General features: G+C 69.4%; 20 protein-coding genes. 10 read left to right on the top strand and 10 right to left on the bottom strand.

Annotation, left to right across the window (positions count from 1 at the left end; genetic code table 11):
* Positions 1 to 24: 24 nt before the first annotated feature.
* Positions 25 to 165, bottom strand: coding sequence for a hypothetical protein (locus ACZ2G3_RS05050; protein ID WP_419267200.1), 141 nt, complete (start codon positions 163 to 165; stop codon positions 25 to 27).
* A gap of 24 nt (positions 166 to 189) precedes the next feature.
* Positions 190 to 2625, bottom strand: a complete 2436-nt coding sequence (locus ACZ2G3_RS05045; RefSeq protein WP_470398065.1) for a glucose/quinate/shikimate family membrane-bound PQQ-dependent dehydrogenase — start codon at positions 2623 to 2625, stop codon at positions 190 to 192.
* A gap of 204 nt (positions 2626 to 2829) precedes the next feature.
* Here ACZ2G3_RS05045 and ACZ2G3_RS05040 point away from each other — a divergent pair, with 204 nt between their 5' ends.
* A complete protein-coding gene (locus ACZ2G3_RS05040; protein WP_470398064.1) occupies positions 2830 to 3279 on the top strand; it encodes a DUF892 family protein in 450 nt (149 codons plus the stop codon).
* Between the two features lie 27 nt (positions 3280 to 3306).
* On the opposite strand, the gene ACZ2G3_RS05035 is transcribed toward ACZ2G3_RS05040, so the two are convergent.
* Positions 3307 to 4320: a phosphotransferase family protein gene (locus tag ACZ2G3_RS05035; RefSeq protein ID WP_470398063.1), complete on the bottom strand. Its 1014-nt coding sequence runs from the start codon at positions 4318 to 4320 to the stop codon at positions 3307 to 3309.
* The gene (locus tag ACZ2G3_RS05030) at positions 4317 to 5522 is read right to left on the bottom strand and encodes an acyl-CoA dehydrogenase family protein (protein WP_470398061.1); all 1206 of its coding nucleotides are present in this window, start codon (positions 5520 to 5522) and stop codon (positions 4317 to 4319) included. Before ACZ2G3_RS05030 ends, ACZ2G3_RS05035 begins: the two co-directional genes overlap by 4 nt.
* A gap of 347 nt (positions 5523 to 5869) precedes the next feature.
* Between ACZ2G3_RS05030 and thiC the strand changes: the two genes are divergently transcribed.
* The 8 genes from thiC (at position 5870) to ACZ2G3_RS04990 (ending at position 13487) form a co-directional block, all read left to right on the top strand.
* Positions 5870 to 7597, top strand: coding sequence for a phosphomethylpyrimidine synthase ThiC (gene thiC, locus ACZ2G3_RS05025; RefSeq protein ID WP_470398059.1), 1728 nt, complete (start codon positions 5870 to 5872; stop codon positions 7595 to 7597).
* A 121-nt stretch (positions 7598 to 7718) separates the two neighbouring features.
* Positions 7719 to 8690 (top strand): AAA family ATPase, encoded by a 972-nt coding sequence (locus ACZ2G3_RS05020; protein ID WP_470398057.1) that lies wholly within the window; start codon positions 7719 to 7721, stop codon positions 8688 to 8690.
* Positions 8684 to 9517, top strand: coding sequence for a DUF58 domain-containing protein (locus ACZ2G3_RS05015; protein WP_470398055.1), 834 nt, complete (start codon positions 8684 to 8686; stop codon positions 9515 to 9517). Before ACZ2G3_RS05020 ends, ACZ2G3_RS05015 begins: the two co-directional genes overlap by 7 nt.
* Positions 9514 to 9876, top strand: coding sequence for a hypothetical protein (locus ACZ2G3_RS05010; protein ID WP_470398054.1), 363 nt, complete (start codon positions 9514 to 9516; stop codon positions 9874 to 9876). The genes ACZ2G3_RS05015 and ACZ2G3_RS05010 overlap by 4 nt, the downstream gene beginning before the upstream one ends.
* A complete protein-coding gene (locus tag ACZ2G3_RS05005) occupies positions 9873 to 10823 on the top strand; it encodes a VWA domain-containing protein (protein ID WP_470398052.1) in 951 nt (316 codons plus the stop codon). Before ACZ2G3_RS05010 ends, ACZ2G3_RS05005 begins: the two co-directional genes overlap by 4 nt.
* The gene (locus ACZ2G3_RS05000; protein ID WP_470398050.1) at positions 10811 to 11713 is read left to right on the top strand and encodes a VWA domain-containing protein; all 903 of its coding nucleotides are present in this window, start codon (positions 10811 to 10813) and stop codon (positions 11711 to 11713) included. The genes ACZ2G3_RS05005 and ACZ2G3_RS05000 overlap by 13 nt, the downstream gene beginning before the upstream one ends.
* Positions 11710 to 12327, top strand: a complete 618-nt coding sequence (locus ACZ2G3_RS04995; protein ID WP_470398048.1) for a hypothetical protein — start codon at positions 11710 to 11712, stop codon at positions 12325 to 12327. Before ACZ2G3_RS05000 ends, ACZ2G3_RS04995 begins: the two co-directional genes overlap by 4 nt.
* On the top strand, positions 12321 to 13487 hold the full coding sequence (locus ACZ2G3_RS04990; protein WP_470398047.1) for a hypothetical protein: 1167 nt from the start codon (positions 12321 to 12323) through the stop codon (positions 13485 to 13487). The genes ACZ2G3_RS04995 and ACZ2G3_RS04990 overlap by 7 nt, the downstream gene beginning before the upstream one ends.
* 211 nt (positions 13488 to 13698) lie before the next feature.
* Here ACZ2G3_RS04990 and ACZ2G3_RS04985 read toward each other — a convergent pair whose 3' ends face one another.
* Entirely contained in the window at positions 13699 to 13827 is a 129-nt protein-coding gene (locus ACZ2G3_RS04985; protein WP_419267185.1) for a hypothetical protein, read from the bottom strand.
* Positions 13828 to 14348: 521 nt separating this feature from the next.
* Between ACZ2G3_RS04985 and ACZ2G3_RS04980 the strand changes: the two genes are divergently transcribed.
* Complete coding sequence (locus ACZ2G3_RS04980) at positions 14349 to 16937, top strand: hybrid sensor histidine kinase/response regulator (protein WP_470398044.1); 2589 nt, start codon at positions 14349 to 14351, stop codon at positions 16935 to 16937.
* Between the two features lie 15 nt (positions 16938 to 16952).
* Here the strand turns inward: ACZ2G3_RS04980 and iolB are convergent, their stop codons facing one another.
* The 5 genes from iolB to ACZ2G3_RS04955 form a co-directional block, all read right to left on the bottom strand.
* Positions 16953 to 17759: a 5-deoxy-glucuronate isomerase gene (gene iolB / locus ACZ2G3_RS04975; protein ID WP_470398042.1), complete on the bottom strand. Its 807-nt coding sequence runs from the start codon at positions 17757 to 17759 to the stop codon at positions 16953 to 16955.
* A gap of 78 nt (positions 17760 to 17837) precedes the next feature.
* Positions 17838 to 18749 carry a myo-inosose-2 dehydratase gene (gene iolE, locus ACZ2G3_RS04970; protein ID WP_470398040.1) on the bottom strand — a complete coding sequence of 304 codons (912 nt, stop codon included), beginning with the start codon at positions 18747 to 18749 and terminating at the stop codon, positions 17838 to 17840.
* Between the two features lie 8 nt (positions 18750 to 18757).
* A complete protein-coding gene (iolD, locus tag ACZ2G3_RS04965) occupies positions 18758 to 20590 on the bottom strand; it encodes a 3D-(3,5/4)-trihydroxycyclohexane-1,2-dione acylhydrolase (decyclizing) (RefSeq protein ID WP_470399055.1) in 1833 nt (610 codons plus the stop codon).
* Between the two features lie 62 nt (positions 20591 to 20652).
* Entirely contained in the window at positions 20653 to 22572 is a 1920-nt protein-coding gene (locus tag ACZ2G3_RS04960) for a bifunctional 5-dehydro-2-deoxygluconokinase/5-dehydro-2-deoxyphosphogluconate aldolase (protein ID WP_470398039.1), read from the bottom strand.
* A gap of 50 nt (positions 22573 to 22622) precedes the next feature.
* Complete coding sequence (locus ACZ2G3_RS04955; protein WP_470398037.1) at positions 22623 to 23408, bottom strand: TIM barrel protein; 786 nt, start codon at positions 23406 to 23408, stop codon at positions 22623 to 22625.
* Between the last annotated feature and the right edge of the window lies 1 nt (position 23409).

Here is a 23409-nt window from a genome sequence, read left to right as displayed (position 1 = left end):
TTGCCCGCGCCTGTCCGGCCGCGGTCACTCCTGCACGACCGCATGGGGCGGGCTGCCGGCCTCCATGCCCTCGACATCCGCCGGGGCGCGCAGGAAGGCCACGGCCGCCACAACGGCGGCGATCAGCACCACCAGCAACAGCATCATCATCACTCGGTTGTTCATGGTCCGGTTCTTTCCTTTGTTCGATTACGCGTCAGGCAGGGCATAGGCCAGGATGTAGTCGCCGGGCGTGGTGCCGACCGAGCCGTGGCCGCCGGCCACCATCACCACATACTGGCGCCCCTGATGTTCATAGGTCATCGGCGTGGACTGCCCCCCCGCCGGCAGGCGCGCGCGCCAGATCTCGGCCCCGGTGGTCAGGTCATAGCCGCGCAGATAGTTGTCGACGGTTGCGCCCAGGAAGACGACGCCGCCCGCCGTGATGATCGGCCCGCCGATCCCCGGTACGCCCAGCTCGAAGGGCAGCGGCAGCGGGGTCATATCGCGGACGGTGCCGTTCTTGTGCTGCCACAGGATCTCTCCGGTGCGCAGGTCGGCCCCCGCGACATAGCCCCAGGGCGGCGCCGAACAGGGCACCTGCAGCGGTCCCAGGAAGGGACCCATCACCACGCCATAGGGCGCGCCCTCGTTCCGGTTCAGGCCCTGTTCGCTGGCGGTCTCGCCTTCGGACGGTTCGGGGATCTGGTCGCGCGGCACCAGCCGCGAGGTGAAGGGCAGATAGGTCGGCATCCCGAACATCACCTGCCGCACCGGATCGACCGCGATCGAGCCCCAGTTGAAGACCCCGAAATTGCCCGGATGCACGATCGTGCCCTTGATCGACGGCGGCGTATAGCGGCCCTCGTAGTTCAGGCGGTGCAGCTGGATGCGGCAGACCAGCTGGTCCAGCATCGTGATGCCCCACATGTCGGCGCCGGTCAGCGGATCGGGCATGAAGCTGAGCGCGGAACGGGGCTGCGTGGGCGCGGTGTAGTCCTCGGGGATGGCACCGCCCGGCGCGGGATGTTCGGTCACGTCCAGCAGCGGCTCGCCGGTGCGGCGGTCCAGGACATAGATGTCGCCCTGCTTGGTGGCCTGGACCAGCGCCGGCACGGTTTCGCCATCCTGCTGCGTCAGGTCCACCAGCACCGGCTGCGCCGGCACGTCCATGTCCCACAGGTCGTGATGAACCGTCTGGAACACCCATTCGCGCTGCCCCGTCGCCACGTTCAGCGCCACGACCGAGGAGGAATGTTCCTCCACCGCCTCGCTGCGGCCCATGCCCAGCTGGTCGGGGACCTGGTTGCCAAGCGGGATGTAGACCAGTCCCAGTTCCTCATCGACCGAAAAGACCGACCAGCTGTTGGGGGAATTCGCGGTATAGGTCTCTCCTCCCGCGATATCGATCGGCTCGGTCTGTTCCGGGTTGGCGGAATCCCAGTTCCAGACCAGTTCGCCCGTGTCGATGTCAAAGGCGCGGATGACGCCCGATTGCGAATAGATCGAGAAGTTGTCGTTCACCGCCCCGCCGATGATGATCAGGCCGTCCACCGCAACCGGGGGCGAGGTGGAATAGTAATAGCCATCGGGATTGTAGGGCATGCCTGCTTCCAGGTGCAGTTCTCCGTCGTCGGCAAAGAAGGTGCAGCGTTTGCCCGTCTCGGCATCCAGCGCGATCAGCCGGGCGTCGGCGGTCGGCATATAGACGCGGCGGGCGCATAGTGCGGCATCAGCTGTTGTTGCCTCGGGTGTGGCCGGGGCCGGGGTCTCTTCCTGGGGCAGCGGCGTCACCGAGGGGGCGGCCGCGGCAGCAGGCGCCGGCGCCTCCCAGTAGGTCACGCCGCGGCAGGTCTGGTGCTGGCGGTCCGGGTTCAGGCCGGAATTCGCGTCATAGCGCCAGATCTCTTTTCCGGTGCCCGCGTCGATGGCGATGGCAAGATTGTGAGGGGTGCAGACGTAAAGCGTGTCATCCACCTTCAGCGGGGTCACCTGATAGGTCGTCTCGGTCACGTCCTCGGGCAGCTTGACGTCGCCGGTCTGATAGCTCCAGACCAGATCCAGCTCCGAGACATTGGCCGGGGTGATCTGGGCCAGCGGGGAATAGCGCTGGCCATAGTTCGTGCGGCCGTATTGATGCCAATCGCCCTCCTCGAAATCGGCCCCCGTGGCCGGGTCCTGAACCAGCGCCTGTTCCGGCAGCCGTCCCGGCAGGTCATGGGGATCTTGGAACATCGCATAGACGGCCACCGCCACGCAGACTAGGCTGGCCACGGCCACCGGCAGGGCCGGCAACTGCCGCTGGTCCGGGATCGTGGGATCATGCCACGACGGCCTGGCAGGGCGGCGTGCCCCCGGCAACAGCATCCACAGGCCGAGGACGACGATGATCCCGCCGCGCGGTGCAAGCTGCCACCAGTCAAGCCCCACTTCCCACAGGGCCCAGGCCAGCGTGCCCAGCATGATGGCCCCGTAAAGCCAGGTTGCGGCGGGTCGCCGGGCGCGGATCAGCCAGGCATTGACCAGCAGCGCCAACCCCGCGACCAGATAGTACCAGCTGCCGCCCAAGGCGGCCAGCCAGCCGCCTCCGATCGCCAGGGCCAGTCCCAGAAGCGCCAGCAGCCCCCATGTCAGCGTCATCATCATCAGGCGGGTTCCCTCGGTTTGCAGACAGTTCTCTCACCGAACCGTGACCCGCCGTGATTGTTCCAGCCGCAGATCAGTCGCCTGCCAGTTAGGTTCAGGGCCGCTGGAACAAAACATTCCGCTTCCTGTTTGTGGAATGCCGGCCCTGCGGGGCCAGATGACCAGGGCCGCGGCCTTGGACACAGACACAAGAAAGGAACGACAATGGTCACCACCGTCGGAACCGAGAGCGAATTCAACGATCTGGTCACCAACCTGATCCTGCTGGAACATGACGCGATCGCGGCCTATGAATCGACCGCGGAACGCCTGTCCAACAGCGCGCTGAGCAGCCAGATCGAGAATTTCCGCCAGGACCACCTGTCCCATCTGGAAGTGCTGCGCGAGATCGCCCGCGAGACGGGTGCCGAGGCGCCGGTCGAAGGCGACATGAAGCAGATCCTGACCACCGGCAAGATCGCCATGGCCGACCTGTTCGGGGATGCGGCCATCCTCAAGGCCATGCGCACCAACGAGGAGGACACCGTCGCCGCCTATGAGCGCGCCTCGCAGCACCCCGGTGCGATCGACAAGACGCGGATGTTCTTCGAAAAGGCGCTGGCCGATGAGCGGCGCCACCGCGAATGGATGCAGCGGACCGCCGAAACGATCTGAGCCTCGGCAGTCGGCGCGGCTGATGGATCAGCCGCGCCCTGCCACCTCAAGCCCGCGCGTGGCAAAGACCGCGGCCAGCGGCCCCAGCCTCGCGGCATCATCGCCAGCGGCGCTGCCGGCTGCGGCACGGTCCGCGATCCCCACGAAGATCGCCGCAAAGCGGAACAGGGCGAAAGCCTCATGAAACGGTTCCAGCTGTGGCCCCGTCAGTGCATTTCGCTGATATTCCGCGACAAATGCTTCGCGCCCCGGAATTCCCGCCGCAGCCAGATCCAGCCCCCTGATCCCACCGAACTCCTCCGGCTCCGTGCGCCAGGCCATGCAGCAAAAGCCCAGATCCGCCAGCGCCGGCCCCAGCGTCGACAGCTCCCAGTCCAAGATGCCGATCACGTGGGGCGCGTCAGGGGCAAAGATCAGGTTGCCCATCCGGAAATCGCCATGCGTGATCGACGCGCGCTCCTTGGTCCGGGGCAGATGCGCCGTCAGCCATGCCTCCAGCGCCGGCAGCGCCGCGATGGGCCGCTCCGCCATCAGGGGGGACTCGCGCCACTGCCGCCCCCAGCGGGTGATCTGGCGCAGATAATAGCCTTGGGGTCGGCCATAGTCCCCCAAGCCCACGTCTGTCGGATCCAGCGCATGCAGGCGCGCCATGACCCGGGCCATTTCCGCATAGACCGCATTTCGCTCGGCCGGCGCCATACCGGGCAGGGCGGCATCGTGGAACACCCGCCCCTCCAGCCGCTCCATCAGGTAAAAAGGCCGGCCGATGATCGTTTCATCCGCGCAATAGAGGATCGGGCGGGGCACCGGCACATCGGTATCCGTCAGGGCCTGCAGGACGCGGTATTCCCGGTCGATCGCATGGGCGCCCTTGAGGATCGGCCCCAAGGGCTGCGTGCGCAGGACCATCCGCCGCCCCGCCACGTCCAGCATGCAGGTCGGGTTCGACTGCCCCCCCGCGATGGGCTGCAGCGTATGGCGGTCCGTCCCGAACTGTCCGCGCAGCCAGTCCCCCAGGCCGGCAAAGCGGGAATCGCTCATGCCGACACCTGCCAGGACCAGAAGTCCCGCCCCTGCCCGGCCAGGTGCCGCGACAGGACCATCTTGTGCACCTCGTCCGCGCCATCGACCAGCCGGGCCTGACGGGCATAGCGATAGATCCATTCCAGAACCGTGTCGGTGGAATAGCCCCGCGCGCCGTTGATCTGGATGGCCCGGTCGGCCGCGTCATGCAGCAGGTTCGCCACATGGATCTTGGCCATCGAGATCTGCGGCCCCGCGCGGCTGCCGCGATCCAGCTCCCACGCGGCCTTGATGACCAGAAGCCGGCCCATCTCGATCCGCATGGCCAGGTCGCCCAGCATCATCTGCACGCTTTCCCGGTCGGCCAGCCGGATGCCGAACCCTTCGCGCGATTGCGCGTAATCCTGCGCGATCTCCATGCAGCGGCGGGCCAGCCCCAGCCAGCGCATGCAATGGGTCAGCCGCGCGGGCGCAAGCCGGGTCTGGGTGACGCGCATACCCTTGCCCTCGGCCAGCAGGACATTCTCGGCCGGGATCTCCAGCCCGTCGAATTCCAGTTCGCAATGGCCGCCATGTTCCTCGGGGCCCATGATGCCGATGCGCCGCAGGATGCGCCAGCCGGGCTGGTCCGCGTCGAACAGCAGCGCGGTCAGCGTGTCGGACGGCCCCTCGGACGTGCGCGCCAGCAGGATGAAATGCTGCGCCCCTTCGGCCCCGGTGATGAACCACTTGCGCCCGGTCACGACATAGCGGTCGCCCTGCCGGCGCGCCCAGGTGCGGATCATCGAGGGGTCCGATCCGCCGCCCGGCGCCGGTTCGGTCATCGCGAATGCCGAACGCACCCGGCCCTCCGCGATCGGCTGCAGCCAGCGCGCCTTCTGGTCCGACGTGGCCAGCCGCGACAGGACCATCATGTTGCCATCGTCCGGCGCCGCCGCGTTGAAGACCACCGGGCCAAAGATCGAGCGGTTCATCTCTTCGTAGCAGACCGCCATTCCCTGCAGCCCAACACCCAAGCCCCCATCCTCGGGGGGCAGCTGCAGGCACCACAGCCCCGCCGCCCGCGCCTCGGATCGCAGCCGGGACAGCAGCGCCGGGTCGATATTGCCATGCCCGTCAAAGGAGGCCCTGTCCTGCTCCAGCGGCAGGACGCGCTCGGCCACGAAACCGGCGATCCGGGCGCGCAGGTCCTCCAGCGCGGGGGAAATGGTAAAGTCCATGCTGCTCTCCTTCTCGGGCCGCAGGCAGAGGCTAGCGTGGCCCGGGGGCGGGAACAATGCACCCCGGCGACAGCGCCTTGACACCGGCCGCGACTGGCCCGATGCTACCCGGACGTCAGGGGAGTCCCGCCACGGGGACTGAGAGGCTGACAGGGGGAAACCCCGGTGAAGCGACCCTTTGAACCTGACCCAGTTGAGACTGGCGTAGGAAGACCGAAGGTTGGCTTTCCCCAATGCAGATCGCGGGGTGGTCCTTTCGGGCCATCTTGGCCCATGCCGCGTCGCGGTGGGCCCTGGCGGCCTTTCTGCCCGTTCTTGCCTCGGGTCTTTTCGAAAGAGGAGACCACATGAACACGCCCATCGCCCGCATCACCACCGATCCGCTGGCCGCATCACGCAAGATCCACCTGCCCGGCCAGATCCATGACATCCGCGTCCCCCTGCGCCAGATCGCCCTGTCGAACGAGGCGCCGCTGACCCTCTATGACAGCTCGGGGCCCTATACCGATTGCGCCGCCCGGACCGACATCGCCCGCGGGTTGGAGGCAGTGCGCGGCCAGTGGCAGACCGGGCGCGGCGATGTCGAACCCTATCCGGGCCGCGCCATCACGCCCGCCGACAACGGCTTTGCCCAAGGCGCGCGGCTGACCCCGCCCTTTCCGGTCGCGCAGACGCCCCTGCGCGCCGCGGAAGGCCGCGCCATCACCCAGCTGGCCTATGCCCGCGCCGGCATCATCACCCCCGAGATGGAATTAGTGGCCATCCGCGAAAACGAGGGCCGCACCGCCGCCGGCCTTCGCGACGGAGAGCCTTTCGGCGCCGACCTGCCCGACCTGGTCACGCCGGAATTCGTGCGCCGCGAGATCGCCGAAGGCCGCGCCATCATCCCCGCCAACATCAACCACCGCGAACTGGAGCCGATGATCATCGGCCGCAACTTCCTGGTCAAGATCAACGCCAATATCGGCAATTCGGCCGTCACCTCCTCGATGGAGGAGGAGGTCGAGAAGATGGTCTGGGCCATCCGGTGGGGCGCGGACACGGTCATGGACCTCTCGACCGGGCGCAACATCCACAACATCCGCGACTGGATCATCCGCAATTCGCCGGTCCCGATCGGCACGGTGCCGCTGTACCAGGCGCTGGAAAAGGTGGGCGGCGTGGCCGAGGACCTGTCATGGGAGGTCTATCGCGACACGCTGATCGAACAGGCCGAACAGGGGGTCGACTATTTCACCATCCATGCCGGCGTGCGGCGCCACATGATCCCGATGACGGCGCGGCGCGTGACGGGGATCGTGTCGCGCGGCGGTTCGATCATGGCGAAATGGTGCCTGCATCATGGCCGCGAGAGCTTTCTCTATGAACGCTTCGACGAGATCTGCCAGATCATGCGCGCCTATGACGTGTCCTTCAGCCTGGGCGACGGGCTGCGTCCCGGCTCCATCGCCGATGCCAATGACGAGGCGCAGTTCGCCGAGCTGCGCACATTGGGAGAGCTGACGCAGCTGGCCTGGGCGCAGGACTGCCAGGTGATGATCGAAGGGCCGGGCCATGTGCCCATGCACAAGATCAAGGCCAACATGGACGAGCAGCTGAAGCATTGCCACGAGGCGCCCTTTTACACCCTCGGGCCGCTGACGACCGACATCGCGCCGGGCTATGACCACATCACCTCGGCCATCGGGGCGGCGATGATCGGGTGGTTCGGCACGGCGATGCTGTGCTATGTCACCCCCAAGGAACATCTGGGCCTGCCGGACCGCGACGACGTCAAGACCGGGGTCATCACCTACAAGCTGGCCGCCCATGCCGCCGACCTGGCCAAGGGCCATCCCGGCGCCCGGCTGCGCGACGACGCCCTGTCCCGCGCGCGTTTCGAGTTCCGGTGGGAGGACCAGTTCAACCTGGGCCTGGATCCCGACACGGCCCGCGCCATGCATGACGAGACGATGCCTGCGGCGGCGCACAAGGAGGCGCAGTTCTGTTCGATGTGCGGCCCCAAGTTCTGCTCGATGCGGATCTCGCACGACATCCGCGCCGAGGCCGAGGCCCAGGAGTCCGCTGGCGCCTGAGACCCCGCGGCCGCCCCTGCCAGGGGGCGGCCGCCGCCAGACTTTGGTGGCAGAAGGCCACGAGGCTCTGGAAATGGCGGGCCGGCTGGCTGCACGATGCGCAGGCAAAAGGGAGACGCCCATGGGTCACGAACCTGCGCAGGCCTTTGCCGCGCGCGACAGCGTCAGGGCGCTGGCGGACGAGGTTTCCGCCACGCTTATCGGGCATGACTGGCTGGTCGAGCGGCTGCTGATCGCCTTTCTGGTCGGCGGCCATGTGCTGCTGGAAGGCCCGCCCGGCATCGCCAAGACCCGCGCCGTCAAGCAGCTGGCCGCGCGCCTGCCCGGGGAACATGCCCGCATCCAGTGCACGCCCGACCTGCTGCCCTCGGACCTGACCGGCAGCCAGATCTATCGCCCGGAAACGGGGCGGTTCGACTTTCTGCCCGGCCCGATCTTTCACAACCTGGTGCTGGTGGACGAGATCAACCGCGCCCCGCCCAAGGTCCAGTCGGCCCTGCTGGAGGCCATGGCCGAGGGGCAGGTGACGACCGCCGGCATCACCCGCCCCCTGGCCCAGCCCTTCATGGTCGTCGCGACCCAGAACCCGATCGAGCACGAGGGCACCTTTCCCCTGCCCGAGGCGCAGCTGGACCGTTTCCTGCTGCACCTGCGGCTGGACCTGCCCGACGCCGAGGCCGAGCTGGCGATCCTGGACCTGGTTGAGGCCGAGGGGCGTGCGGCCCCGCCCCCTGCCACGGATCGCCTGTCGCCCGAGGCGCTGGCCGGCGCCCGGGCCGAGGTTGCAGGCATCCACCTGGCGCCGGTGCTCAAGGATTTCATCATCCGCCTGGTGGTGGCCACGCGGCGCGGCGGGCTGCTGGCAGACGCAGTCGAACATCCCGTCTCGCCGCGCGGTACGCTGGCCCTGGCGGCGGCGGTCCGGGCGCGGGCTTGGCTGCACAACCGCGATCATGGTCTGCCCGAGGATGCCGAGGCGCTGGCCGCCGACGCGCTGGCCCACCGCCTGGTCCCGACTTGGAAAACCGCCAGCGAGGGCCGCGATGGCCGGTCGCTGATCGCCGAGGCGCTGCAGGCGATCCGGCCGTGGTAGGGGCGCCGCGCTGGCGCCAGGCCCCGGGCATCCGGCTGGATGCACAGGACCTGCTGGCGCTGCGCGACGAGGCTTACGGCGCGGCGCGGCATCGCCCGGCCACCCGCAGGGCCGGCGTCGCGCCGTCGCGCCTGCCCGGCAGCGGCATGGACCTGCGCGAGATCCGCGCCTATGTCCCCGGCGACGACCCCCGCCGGATGGACCCTTCGGCCACCGCGCGCACCGGCCGCCCGCATGTCCGCGCGCTGCACGAGGATCGCGATGACATCACCCTGCTGATCGCCGACTTCCGTCCCGCGATGCTGTGGGGGACGGGGCCGCAGCTGCGCTCGGTCGCGGCGGCGCGGCACCTGGCGCATGCGGGCTGGCAGGCCGTGGCGCGTCAGGGCGCAGTCGGTCTGGTCGCGATGGGCGCAGGGCAGGTCCTGTCGATCCCGCCCGGTGCCGGGGATGCGCAGATGGCCGCGATCTGCACGATGATGGCCGACCGCCACCGGGCGGCGCTGGACGACCCCGGTCCCGACCTGCCGCTGACCGAGGCGCTGGCCCTGGCCGCCCGCCTGGCGCCGCCGGGCGCGCGCATCCTGCTGGCCACCGTGCCGGACGGCTGCGCGGGCGCCGATGCCCTGCTGACCCGCCTGGCGCGCGGCCGCAGGCTGGAGATCGCGCTGATGCTGGACCCGCTGGACGTGTCGCCCCCTGCCCGCGCGATGCCGGTGGCGCTGGAGGGGCGGCCGCTGGTCGCGCGGCTGGCGCCCGTCGATCTGGGCGACCACATCACGCGGCTTGCCGCCATGGGCGCGACGGCCCTGAAGGTTGCGCCATGACCCATGAGGAGATGCTGCAGCAGCTGGCCCCTGCCCGCCTGCCCACCGGCATGGCCTGGCTGTCCCTGCCCGAGCTGCTGGCCCTGCTGGGCCTGGGGCTGGCGGCGGGCGTGCTGGCCGCCGCGCTGATCCTGCCCTTCACCCGCAGCCGCGCGCCGCGCCACCGCCTGCGCCTGTCGCAGCTGCGCGCCCTGCCGGTGCCGCAGCGGATGCTGGCCCTGGCGCGGCACCTGGGCCACCTGCCCCCGCCCCTGCACGACGCGGCTTACGGCGCCGCCACGCCGCCATCGGATGAGCGTATCGAGCGCATCGCCCGGCGCGCCCGGCTGACGCGACTGGTCCGGGGCCTGCGCCGATGAGCCTGGCGCTGCCCCTTCTGCTGCTGCTGGTCCCCCTGCCCCTGCTGCTGCGCTGGTGGGCCCCGCCCGTCACGCGTCCGCAACCGGCCCTGCGCCTGCCCGCCTATCTGGTGCCGGCGCTGCGGCCCGGACAGCGGGCGGACCGCCCGCCCCGGCCTTGGCTGGCCGCGGCGGCCTGGGTGCTGCTGGTGGTGGCGCTGGCCGGCCCGCGGGTCGAGCGGGTGGCCGATGTCACCCCCGCCAGCGGCCGCGACATCATGCTGGCGCTGGACCTGTCGGGCAGCATGGAGCAGCAGGATTTCCAGCTGGACGGTCAGGCGGTCAGTCGGCTGGAGGCGGTCAAGCGCACCGCCGTGCGCTTTGTCACGTCGCGGCGGGGGGACCGGATCGGGCTGGTGATCTTTGGCGGGCGCGCCTATGTGGCGGCGCCGCTGACCTTTGACCTGGGCGCGGTCGCGCAGGCCATCGACGAGGCGCAGATCGGCATTTCGGGGCGCGGCACGGCGATCGCGGACGGCCTGGGCCTGGCGATCCGGCGGCTGGACGCCAGCGACGCGCCGGGCCGCGTGGCCATCCTGCTGTCGGACGGCGTCGACACCTCGGGCAGCGTGCAGGCGACCGAGGTGGCGCGGCTGGCGGCCGACCACGGCATCCGCATCCACACCATCGCCCTGGGCCCCGAGGATCTGGAGAACATGCCCACTGCCCGCGACGCGGTCGATGTCGCGACGCTGCGCAGCATCGCCGAACTGGCTCAAGGGCAGATGTTCCGCGTCCGGCAGGCCCAAGACCTTGAGGCGATGACCGAGGCCCTGGACCGGCTGGAGCCGAACCCCGGCGAGCGCCCGCCGCTGCGCTATTGGCAGCAACTCTGGATCTGGCCCGCGGCGGCGGCGGCGGCGCTGCTGGTGCTGGCGGGCTGGGGGCAGCGCCGATGGGCAGCCTGATCCTGCTGCGCCCCTGGTGGCTTGCGGCCCTGCTGCCTTGGGCGGCGCTGGCGCTGTGGCGGGCTCTGCGCGCGCCGTCGGCCGGGGGCTGGGAGGGCGTGATGCCCCCGCAGATGCTGGCCGCGATGCAGGCGATGGGGGCGATCACCGGAACCGAACGGGGCTGGGTCCAGATGCTGCCCCTTGCGGCACTGCTGGCGCTGATCCTGGGGCTGGCGGGTCCGGGGATGCGCCGGGTCGACATGCCGGTGCTGGCGCGCACCGACACGGTGCTGGTCGCGGTGGACCTGTCGCCCTCGATCACCGGGGGCGCGGCGCTGTCGGCGGCGCAGCAGGCCAGCGCGGCGCTGCTGCAGGGGCTGGCTGGGCGGCCGGTGGGCCTGATCCTTTATGGGGGCGAGGCTTACAATGCCTCGGCCCCGACCACCGATCCGCGCGCGCTGGAAACACTGGTGGGGGTCCTGGACGCCGAGACGGTGCCCGGCAAGGGCAGCCGCCCGGCCGCAGCCATCGGCATGGCCGCCCAGATGCTGTCCGATCCACGGCGTGCGGATCTGGTCCTGATCTCGGACGGCGGCGGCGTGGACCGCCAGGCCCTGGCCGAGGCCGACCGGCTGGCGGCGCTTGGCGTGCGGATCTGGGGCCTGCGGCTTGACGCGCTGGCCGAGGGTGCGCCCCTGCCCCCGCCTGATGCGCTGTTCCGGCTGGCGCGCGGCGGCGGCCGGGTCATGGAGGCGGACGAGGCCGACCGCCTGGCCACACGCCTGCGCGAGGGCGGCGACCAGCTGCGCGATCCGGCGCTGAAGGCGCTTGGCTATCGCGACCTGGGGCCGTTCCTGGCCGCCTTGGCGGTGCTTCCCCTGCTGATGATGCTGCGGAGGCAGCGGTGAGGGTGGGGGCCGCGCTGCTGGCGCTGGCGGCGCTGCTGCTGGGGCTGGCGGGACCGGCGGGGATCGGCGCGCTGGCCCTGCGGCTTGGCTGGGACCCGGTCGTGCTGATGGCGCTGGACGACCCTGCGGCGCGGGGGATCGCGCTGTACCGTCAGGGCCTTCATGCCCAGGCCGACGCGGCCTTTGCCGAGGCCGGTCGGTCGCAGACCTACAACCGCGGGCTCAGCCTGGCGGCGACGGGCGACTACCCGCTGTCGGTGGCCTATTTCGACGCGGTCCTGTTCGCCAATCCGGCCGACGAACAGGCCCGCGCCAACCGCGACCTGGTTGCGACGATGTACCCCCCGCATCGCGGCGACAGCACCGTTCCCGGCCGCATCATCGGTCGCGGAGGTCGCCCCGCCCCCGCCGACGAGATCCGCAACGCGCTGACCAATGCCGCCGCCGAAAGCTGGCGCCGCCCCCTGGGCGCGCGCGGCCTGGCCGCCAGTGACGAGTGGCTGGAGACCATCGTCGACGATCCGGGCGAGTTCCTGCGCCTTCGCATCCGCGCCGAATACGAGCGCCGGGCCCAGATGGGCCTGATCCGACCCGAGGAGGGCGACCCGTGGTGATCCGCCTGGCCCTTTTGCTGCTGGTGCTGCTGGCGGGCCCGCTGCGGGCCGAACCGTCCCGCCCCTTGGCCCCCGGAGAGGCGCGGCTGCTGATCCTGCACGATCACGGCAACCCCGTCGTGGCCGAAATGGTGCGCCTGACCCTGCGCGGCGAATACGACCTGACCGTATCGCTGGAACAGCTGCGCTTTCCCGATTCCGACGCCTATGACTGGATGCAGATCGACCGCGACCGGTGGTTCAAGGAACGCATCGGCGGCCGGATGATCCAGGTCTTTGAGCGCGACATCGCGTTGTTCCCGCGCCGGGCGGGGATGCTGACGGTGCCGGCGATCACCCATAACCTGACGCATGTGCTGGACAAGGGGGTCCGGGAAAAGCGCAGCGTCACCTCGGCCCCGGCGCAGATCACCGTCCGGCCCTTTCCGGGCGACCGCCGGCCGCTGGCCGCGCATGCGCTGGTGCTGACGGACGAGCTGTCGGCCCAGTCCGGCAAGCTGCAGCAGGACGAGGTCCTGACCCGCCGCGTCACCATCGAGGCGCTTGGCGCCCTGGCCCATCACCTGCCGCCGCGCCCCGACCTGCAGCAGCCCTGGCTGATCAGCTTTACCCAGCCCGAACTGCGCGAGACGATCCCCACGCCGCAGGGGCCGGTGTCGCGGGTGGTCTGGGAATGGCAGCTGCGTCCCCGCACCGGAGAACCGGGGGTCCTGCCCGCCGTGGCCTTTCCCTGGTTCGACACCGACAGCCGCCAGATGGAGGTGGCGCCGATGAAGCCGATCCCCTTCGGCTTTGCGGGGTTCGGCGCCAATTTCGGCGCGCGCGAGGCCGATGGCGTCAGGTTCAGGCTGATCCTGACCGGCCTTGTGGCGCTGGCCTTCGGGGCGGCGCTGACGGCCTGCCTGTGGGACCGCATCCCCAGCCTTGCCCCCCTGCCGCGCGCCCTCCGTCGCAGCCCCCATCTGGCGGAAATGGAGCAGGCCGTCCGCGCGGGCGATCTGCGCGCCCTGCGCGCCGCCGCCGCCCGGCATGTCGCCTGGCGTGGCGCGGCCAGCCCGCGGCAGGGGCGCCTGCTGGGCCAGCTGGACCAGGGCATCTTTGGCGCCGGACCTTCGGCCGATCTGGACCTGCGGCGCTGGCTGGCGGAGTTCCGGCGGTGAGGGCAGTCCAGTGGCCGCGGCCCAATGGTAAAAGGTGCGCCCGTCCTGCCGGACGGGCGCACCGAAGCCACATGTCATTCGCCTGTGGTTCTGACGGCCAGGCCATGCGGAGCAAGCCGCCAATCCCGCCGTCGACCGGGCCTCTGCGGACCCTTGTCGAAATCAGGACGCGTCGCGAAGGGGGGTCCGGACGCGCCCTGAACCTGGTGCTTCAGCAGCCGACCGGCTTGCCCTGGTAGACGCGGCTGCCCACGCGGACCATGATGTCTCCGTCCAGCGCGGCGCCTTCGAAGATGCCTTGGACGAAGATGTAGTTTCCGATCGAGATGGTGCGAAGCATGTCACGTTTCCTTTCGTCTTGTCCTCAATCTAGCCGCTGCCCGCGGGAAATGGAGTGCGCAAAAGGATAGGGCGTGAGTCCAAAAGCAGGGTGCGGTGGCGCCCTCTTGGAGCGGGTCCGAGGCAGCCGAAAATCCCAAGAAGCCCCCGTTCGGCGCCCTCCGGAAGCCGGATCCCCGCTGCCGTGCCCGACGGCTGCACGCTTCGGAGGGGCGGCTATACCTTTGGAACCGCAGTTTAGCCTTATTCTATCGCGCGCCATCAATCCGGCTGTGGGAAAATGAGGCCGATCGGGACGCAAGGAGAACCTGCGGATGAACATGGGAAAATCCCTTGCCGGCTGCTCCCGGGGGAAGGGCGGCTGCCGGCGCTGACTGGCCGATCCTGCCCCTTGTCCGGCCTGCGTCCGCGCCGGTCCGGCCGAGCGGCACCAGCAACCGGCGCGGCCTGGCCGCGTTGCACGTCCCGCAGAGCCCGCGACCCGTTGCGGCCCTGCCCCACATTTTGGTTCGGTACGCACGCATGCGCTGCAGATTTTACATTGTCCTGGGCGGTTTTTTCCTGTCCGTCAGCATCCTGGCCCTGACCATCTGGCTGATCAGCGCCGACGCCCGCACCAAGATCGACGAACTGGCCACCGCCAACACCGACAGCGCCCGCTGGTCGCTGGCCCAGGGCGAGGTCGAGACCATGGCGATGATGTCCTTCATCTACCGCGCCAGCCTGGCCACGCCCGAGGATCGGCCCGCCGAACTGGTCAAGCTGCGGCAGCGCTTTGATGTCCTTTTTGCGCGGCTGACCATGATGAGGACTTCGGAAGTGTTCGAGCGCGTGCGTGCCGACCCCGAGGCCGCCGCGTCGCTGGCCAAGGCCTATGACTTTCTCGACCGCGCGATGGTCTGGATCGACGGGCCGGACGACCGGCTGGTCGCGGCCCTGCCCCGGTTCCTGGCCGCGGCCGAGGAGATGCGCGCGATCATGCGCACGGTGTCGCTCAGCGGGGTGCGCGTCTTTGCCGGCAAGCTGGATCGCCAGCGGGTCGAGCTGGCGGATGCGCTGTCGGACCTGGCGCTGATCGTGCTGATCCTGTTCGCGGCGCTTTTGGCGGTGGTGATGGCGCTGGCCATCTTGTTCAGGAATTCCAGCCGCCAGGCCGCCAGCACCGAGGCCACCCGCAACCGGCTTCAGGCGGTGATCGGCACCTCGATCGACGCGATCCTAGTGGCGGGGGCGAACGGCCGCATCCTGGATTTCAACGAGGCCGCCTGCCGGATGTACGGCTATTCCGCGGACGAGGCGATCGGCGCCAAGCTGACCGACCTGGTCGTGCCCGAGGGCCATCGCCGCAAGGTCCAGGCACTGTTGCACCGGATGCGCCGCAACCCCCGCACCCGCGTCCGCATCGACCCGCTGGAGGCGACGGCGCGGCGCCGGTCGGGCGAGGTCTTTCCGGTGGAGGTGGCGATCTCCAGCGCCGCCAGCCATTACGGTCCGGTACTGGTGGCCTTCGTGCGCGACATCTCGCGCCGGGCGGGCGAGCAGGCGGAGCTGATCCGCGCCCGCGACCACGCCGTCGCCGGAGAGCGCACCAAGGCCAAGATGCTGGCCGTGATGAGCCACGAGATGCGCACGCCGCTGAACGGCGTCCTGGGCACCATGGACCTGCTGAAGACCACCCGCCTCGATGCCAGGCAGCGCCATTATCTGGAGGTGATGGAGCGGTCCGGGCGGATGCTGCTGTCGCATGTGAACGACGTCCTGGACATCTCGCGCGTGGACAGCGGCAACCTGCAACTGGCCAACCAGCCCTTCTGCCCCAGCCAGGTGGTGTCCGACGTGCTGGACGGGCTGCAGGCGCAGGCCGAACAGCGCGGCAACCTTCTGTCGCTCAGCATGATCGGCACACATCAGACGATGCTGCTGGGCGATCCGGGCCGCCTGTCGCAGATCCTGGTGAACCTGGTCGGCAATGCGATCAAGTTCACCGAGAACGGCCGCATCACCGTCCAGGTGGACCGCAGCGGCGCCAGCGGAGAGGTCGAGTTCCGGGTGATGGACACCGGCATCGGCATCGCCGCGGCGGATCTGGAAAAGATCTTCGACGAATTCGTGACGCTGGATTCCTCCTACAACCGCGTGGTCGAGGGCACCGGCCTGGGCCTGGGCATCGTGCGCCGCCTGGTGTCGCTGATGGGCGGAGAGCTGAGGGTGGAAAGCCAGCCGGGCCTGGGATCGACCTTTCGCATGCGCCTGACCTTGCCCGAACAGGCGCCCGCCCTGCCCGCGGATGGTGCGCCTGACGGGCCCGGCCAGCCCGGCGCGGCCATGCTGTCGCAGCTGGACGTTCTTGTGGTCGAGGACAATGCCACCAACCGCCTGATCGTGCGCGAGATGCTGAAGCAGCGCCACTGCCGCGTCGCCGAGGCCTGTGACGGACAGGAAGGCGTTCAGATGGCGCAGACCCGGCCCTTCGACCTGATCCTGATGGATATCAGCATGCCGCGCATGGACGGGGTCAGCGCTACCCGCCAGATCCGCCAGGGCGGGCCGAATGCGGCCACCCCGATCATCGCGCTGACCGCCCATGCGCTGCCCGAGGATCTGCGGCATTTCGAGGAATCGGGCATGACCGGCGTCCTGACCAAGCCCCTGTCGCTGGAAAGGCTGGAGGCCGCCATCGCGGGCATCCCCGGCCTTCGCAGGGCCGGGCCGGACGCGGCAGAGCCGGTGGCCGAGACCCCGCACGACCACCGGGCCGAAGACCCGCAGCTGTCGCAGGCGCGGGCGATGCTGGCCGACACGCTCGGCCCCGATCGGGCCGAGGTCATCCTGCACCGCATCCTGGCCGAACTGCATGATGGGCTGGTGCGCCTGTCGGAAATGGCGCATCAGCCGTCCAGCTTCGAGGACCTGTGGCGCCTGTCGCACCAGCTGGCCGGGTCCGCGGCGCTGGTCGGCTTCAGCCACATGCACAAGGGCTTCGCCCAGCTGGAAACCGATGCCCGCGCCCAGGCCGAGGGTTCCGACGCGGAGGACCTGCAGCGCCAGGTCGCGGCGCTGCGGGCGATGCTTCCCACCATGGCGACCCGCGCCCCGGCCGCGGCGCGCTAGGGCCGGAACTGGCCCTCAGCTGTCGCGGGCGATGATCTCTTCGACCTCGGGCGCGGGGACGAAACGCCAGTTGCGGCGGGGCCCGGCCATGACGTTCAGGTAATAGAGCTCGAACCCATGGGGGGCACCGCAGGGATGATGCCCGCGCGGCACCAGCACCACATCATGATCGCGCACGGCCATCGCCTCGTCCAGCGACCCGTCGTCGGTATAGACGCGCTGCACCGCCCAGCCTTTGGCCGGGTTCAGGCGGTGATAGTAGGTCTCTTCCAGATAGGTGATGCGCGGAAAGTCGTCCTCGTCATGTCGGTGGCTGGGATAGGACGACCAGTGGCCGGCCGGGGTGAAGACCTCGGTCACCAGCAGGCTGTCGCACCAGTCCTCGGCCTCCATGGCGATGTTGTTGATGTGGCGGGTGTTGGTGCCCTTGCCGCGCGCGGTCAGGGTGATGCCGTCAGGGCCGATCCGCCGCGCCGGATGGCCGCCCCGCCCCGGCGCCGAACAGACCGCGATTACGCAGTCGGTGACGGCTTCCGCCGCCCAATCCTGCCCGTTCGGCACATAGAGGCAATGCGGCGGCGTCTTGTCGAAGACATTCATCCGCTCGCCCAGCACGCCCCAGTCCTGCCCGGCTGCGCGGATGCCCGCCTTGCCCTCGACCATCACCAGGATCACCTCGCGGTCGCCGGTCGCCTCGGCGGCATGTTCCCCCGGACGCAGCCGGTACAGGGAAAAGCCGACATATCGCCAGCCCGCATCCGCCGGGGTGATGCGATGCACTTCGCCATGGGTCCCAAAGGGTTTGCGCAAAAGATCGGCCATGTCCGGCCCTTTCCTTGTCCGATTGCCAACGGGCCGCGCCCGGAATGGAAGAGGGGGACAATGGCCCCCTCCCCTGCCTCAGGCCGCGACGCTCTGGTCCAGGCCCGCCTCGGCCGCGGCTGCCTTCAGCGCCTTCAGCCCCATCGACTGGTAATGCAACGGGTTGCGCAGTTCGGGGTCCTGCTCGGCCTCAATGACCAGCCAGCCGTCATAGCCCGCATCGGCCAGGATCCGCAGCAGCGGCAGGAAGTCGATCGCGCCCTCGGGATCGCCCGGCACGGTGAAGGCGCCGGCCAGGACGCCCTGCAGGAACGACAGGTTCTCGGCCCGCACCCGCTCGGTCACCGGGCGGCGGATGTTCTTGGCGTGGAAATGTGCGACACGGGCTGCGTGCCGGCGCAGGACCTCCTCGGGGTTGCCGCCGCCAAAGGTGCAATGCCCGGCATCGAACAGCAGATGCGTCGCTGGACCGGTCGCGGCCATGAAGGTGTCGATCTCGGCCGGGCTCTCGACCACGGTGCCCATGTGGTGGTGATAGGCCAGCGTGATACCCTGCCCCGCCAGGTAGGCGGCGAATTCCTCCATCTTCGCGCCAAAGCCGGACATCTGCGCGTCGGTCAGGCGCGGCCGGTCGTTGACCGCCTTTGCCGGATCGCCATGCACCGTGTTCGAGCATTCGCAGACGATGCAGACCTTGCACCCGTTCGCCTTCAGCTTGGCCAGGTGCGGCTGGACCGCCGCGATCTCGTCCTGGACCGAACGGGTCAGCAATTCGGTGGAATACCAGCCCGAGATGAAGCGCAGCCCGTATCCGCCCAGCAGCGCCCTCAGCGCCTGCGGATCGTCGGGCCAGCGGTGGCCGTTCTCGATGCCGTCAAAGCCGATCTCCTGCCCGGCCTCGCGCAGGATCTGTTCGGTCGGGATATGCGCGCCGATGCTCTGGTCGTCGTCATTGGCCCAGGCGATGGGATTGGTGCCGTAAAGGATCATGTCATGCCTCAGTTCGTCAGGGCCTGCCGGGCGGCGTGTTCAAGATACCGGGCATAGGCGTGTTTTAGGTTGTCGGTGTCGCCCACGGCGGGCACGGCGACGTCCCACCAGTGACCGGCGGCCTCCAGCCCGTCGCCCGGACCCGGGCGCGCGGTCGTGTCGATGACGATCACGGTCGGGATGTCGCGGCTGCGGGCGTCGCGGATCTGCGCCTGCAGATCCTCCAGGTCGCGCGCCTTGACCGCATGCGCCCCCATGCTGCCGGCATGGGCCACGAAGTCGATCTGCGGCTGCGCCGTGACGTTGCAATCGACATACATGTTGTTGAACTCGGCCCCGCCGCAGTTGATCTGCAGGCGGTTGATGCAGCCGTAACCGCGGTTGTCGGTCAGGATCACGGTAAAGGGGATGCGCCGCATCACCGCTGTGGCCAGTTCGCTGTTGGCCATCATGTAGCTGCCGTCGCCCACGAAACACAGCACCTCGCGGTCGGGGCGCGCCAGCTTCAGCCCCATTGCGCCTGCCACCTCGTAGCCCATGCAGGAATAGCCGTATTCCATGTGATAGCCGTGCTGGCTGGGCTGCCACAGCAGCTTCAGCGCGCCGGGCATCGTGCCGGCCGCGCAGATGGCGATGCCGTCTGGCGCGGCCTTCTGCACCGCCCCGATCACCTGCGCATCGGTGGGCAGGCCATCAGCGACGGGTGCGCCGCAATGGGTGTCCACCGCGGCCAGCCAGGCGGCCCGCGCCCCCGCATCGGCGGCCGCGAAACGGTGGTCGCCCAGGGCGCGGGTCAGCCTCTCCAGCGCGACCTTCGCATCGGAGACCAGGGCAATCGCGCCGTGCTTGGCCGCGTCGCAGGGCTGGACATTGATGCTGACCAGCCGCGCCTGCGGATACAGCGTACGAGAGCCGGTGGTAAAGTCCTGCAGCCGCGTGCCGATGCCGATGACCAGGTCCGCCGCCGCCGCCGCGGCATTGGCCGCCGCCGAACCATCGACCCCCGCCGCGCCAAAGTTCATCGGATGCCCCTGCGCCAGCGCCGATTTGCCGGCCTGGGTCTCGATGACGGGGATGTTGTGGCGGGCGGCAAATTCGGCCAGCGCCGCTTCGGCACCCGAATAGATGACGCCGCCGCCGCAGACGATGACCGGCGCCGTGGCGCCCCGGATCAGCGCCGTGACCTCGGCCAGTTCGGTCGCGTCAGGCTCGGGTCGGCGGATGCGCCAGGTGCGGGGTTCGAAGAACGCTTCGGGCCAGTCATGGGCCTCGGCCTGCACGTCCTGGCAGAAGGCCAGGCAGACCGGCCCGCATTCGGCCGGATCGGTCATCACCCGCAGCGCGCGGGGCAGCGCGGTCAGCAGATGCTCGGGCCGGGTGATGCGGTCAAAATAGCGCACCACCGGGCGGAAACAGTCGTTGGCGCTGATGGTGCCATCGCCAAAGCTTTCCACCTGCTGCAGCACCGGGTCCGGCCGCCGCGTCGCAAAGACATCGCCCGCGATGAACAGCACCGGCAGGCGGTTCACATGCGCCAACGCCGCGGCCGTCACCATGTTGGTCGATCCCGGCCCGATCGAGGCCGTCACCGCATGGGCCCGCCGCCGGGCACGTCCCTTGGCATAGGCAATGGCCGCATGCGCCATGGTCTGCTCGTTCTGCCCGCGCCAGGTCGGCAGGGCGTCCCCGATCCCGTGCAGCGCCTGGCCAAGGCCCGCCACATTGCCATGGCCGAAAATCGCCCAGACCCCTTCGATGAAGCGCTCGCCCTCCTCGGTCATCTGCACCGAAAGCCAGCGCACCATCGCCTGCGCCGCCGTCAGCCTGATCGTGCCATTCATCCTTGCACCTTTCACGTGATCCGTCGGGACGGGTTGCGCGTCGCCTGTGACAATGGGCTGGTTCATGCCGCGACCCTTGCGGCGGCGCGGGCCCTGTCCCAGAGGCCGCAGAGGCGGCGATAGCGGTCGGCCATCTGCGTCACGGCCGTTGCGTCGTCGATGCCCCCCGCCAGCCAGTCGCGGGCAGTCTGGCCAAAGATCGTGCGACCGACGGCAAAGCCGCGGACCAGGTCAAAGCCTGCGGCGACCTCGAAACTGGCGGCCAGCTCGGCCTCGGGCGCATCGAGGCCCAAGGCCACGATGCCGCGGGTGTGGCGGTCATGCGCCTCGATGGCGGCAATGGCCTTGGCCCAGGCGGTTCGGCTGGTCAGCGGCTCCAGCTTCCACCAGTCGGGATGGATGCCCGCGGCATAGAACTGGCGGATCAGGGTCGCGGTCGTGTCGTCATCCACGGGTCCCACCTTGGACGGGATGACCTCCAGCAGGAACTCCAGCCCGTTGCGGCGTGCGGCAGCATAAAGGCGTTCGACGGTCGCCTCCTGCTCGGCGCGCAGGGCCGCGTCATCGTCCGGATGGCAGAAGCAGAGCACCTTGACCACGTTCTCGCGCGCCCATTCGCCCAGCCCGCCGCAATCGGGGCCCAGTTCGGGCTCCAGCGCCAGGGGACGCGAGCCCGGCCATTCGCAGGGCCGCCCGATCCAGAGGCCGGTGCCTGAGGCCGCATGCAGCGCCTCGCGCCCGATGCGGTTGTCACAGAGGATGCCATAGCCGCCCTGCCCATCCTGAACCGTCAGCGCCGCCTCCAGGCAGAGCCGCTTGAACGTGCCGCCCTTCGCGGCCGTGTAGCCCTCCATCGCCTCCAGCTGCATCCGGTGGTCGAAGGCAAAGACGCGCATCGTGGACCAGTCGCCGCCCATCCGGCCCTGGCGGTTGGTGGCCCAGTGGATCTGCTCCAGCGCGGCATCGTTCCTGAGGTCGGGGCGGACCACGCCGCGCGACAGGAAGAAGCGCAGCTCGTCCAGGCTGGGATAGGCGGGGGTGCAGCCGTGGCGGCTGACGGCAAAGGCGCCGCAGGCATTGGCGTATTCCAGCGCCTTCGGCCAAGGCTCGCCGTCCAGCCAGCCCTTCAGCAGGCCCGAAAAGAAGCCGTCGCCCGCGCCGAGCACGTTGAAGACCTCGATCGGGAAACCCGGCCCCGCCTCGCCGTCGTCCAGGCTGTCGGGGATGGCACCGGTATAGGCGACGGCCCCCTTGGCGCCGCGCTTGCAGACCAGCGTCGCGTCCGACACCGCACGGACCGCCCGCAGCGCGGCCAGCGTGTCCGTCGTGCCGCCGGCGATGTGGAACTCTTCCTCGGTGCCGACGATCAGGTCGAAGAGATGCAGCGTCGCCTGCAGCTTTTGCGTGACCTGGGCACTTTCGACAAAGCGGCTTTCGCCCTCGTTATGGCCGGCGACGCCCCAGAGGTTGGGACGATAGTCGATGTCCAGCGCCGTCCGCGCCCCGTGCTTGCGCGCCAGTTCCAGCGCCCGCATGACGGCGGCCTCGGTGCGCAGGTTCGACAGATGCGTGCCGGTGGCCAGCACGCAGCGGGCCTGGGCGATGAAGTCCTCGTCGATGTCGTCCTCGGACAGTGCCATGTCGGCGCAGTTCTCGCGGTAGAAGATCAGCGGAAAGCTGTCCTCGTCGCGGATCCCCAGGATCACCAGCGCGGTCAGACGCTCGGGGTCGGTGGCCACGCCACGGATATCGACGCCCTCGCGGACCAGCTGTTCGCGGATGAATCGGCCCATGTGCTCGTCGCCCACGCGCGTGATCACGGCCGAGCGCAACCCCAGCCGCGCCGTGCCGCAGGCGATATTGGTCGGGCTGCCGCCGATATACTTGGCAAAGGAGCCCATGTCCTCCAGCCGCCCGCCGACCTGTTGGCCATAAAGGTCGACCGAGGACCGGCCGATGGTGATCACGTCAAGCGTCTTCATTCCGCGAACTCCTTCAAGATGAGGGCGGGCGCGAACGCCCGCCGCCGTGGTCACAGGCCGGACCGGATGTGATCCATGCTGGTTTTCAGCGCGGCTTCCGGATCGGCTGCGTCATGAACCTCGGCCGCGAAAGGCTCGAAGCTGAAGGGGCCATCATAGCCCGCGTCCAGCAGCGCCCTAATCTGCGGCAGGTTCTCCAGCCGATCCTGCCCGTCCACCAGCACGCGATGCGCGTCCAGCATGTCGTCCACCGCCACCTCCGGGTCTGTCACGCCCGAGATGTGGACAAGGCCGGTCCAGTCGGGAAAGACCTCGGTCTCTCCGGCCAGGTGGTGGTGGAAGGTGTCGTGCATCAGCTTGTAGACGCCCTCTCCGCCTGCCGCCTTGATCGCCGCGATCGCGGTGGATTTCTTGCGCATGGAGGAGATCGGAAAGCCCAGGGGCTCGACCAGGCCCGTCAGGCTGCGGTCCTCCAGGATCGGCTTCATCGCCCTGAGCGCCGCCACGAGGTCATCGAAGGCGACCTCGGTGCCGTCGTTCAGGGGGCACATGACCAGCGCCTTGGCGCCTGCGGCTTGCGCATAATCGGCCATCTTGACCGCGCGCTCGGGCAGGTCGCCCGACCAGACGTTGAAGGGATAAAGCGCGTTGATCGACAGGATGGTGACACCCTGGCGCTCGGCCTCGGCGCGCACCTGGGCCGGGTCCATGCGGCCCAGCACGTCGGGCAGGTCGTTCCTGATCTCGACCTCGGTCGCGCCAAGGCGGCGGACCGTCGCGAAGAACTCGGCCAGCGGCAGGTTCGGGGCCGAGATGTGGTTGATCGCAAAGCGCATG

The organism is Paracoccus sp. KKT209, from assembly GCF_055635455.1.
This window is presented reverse-complemented; position numbering and strand designations above follow the sequence as displayed.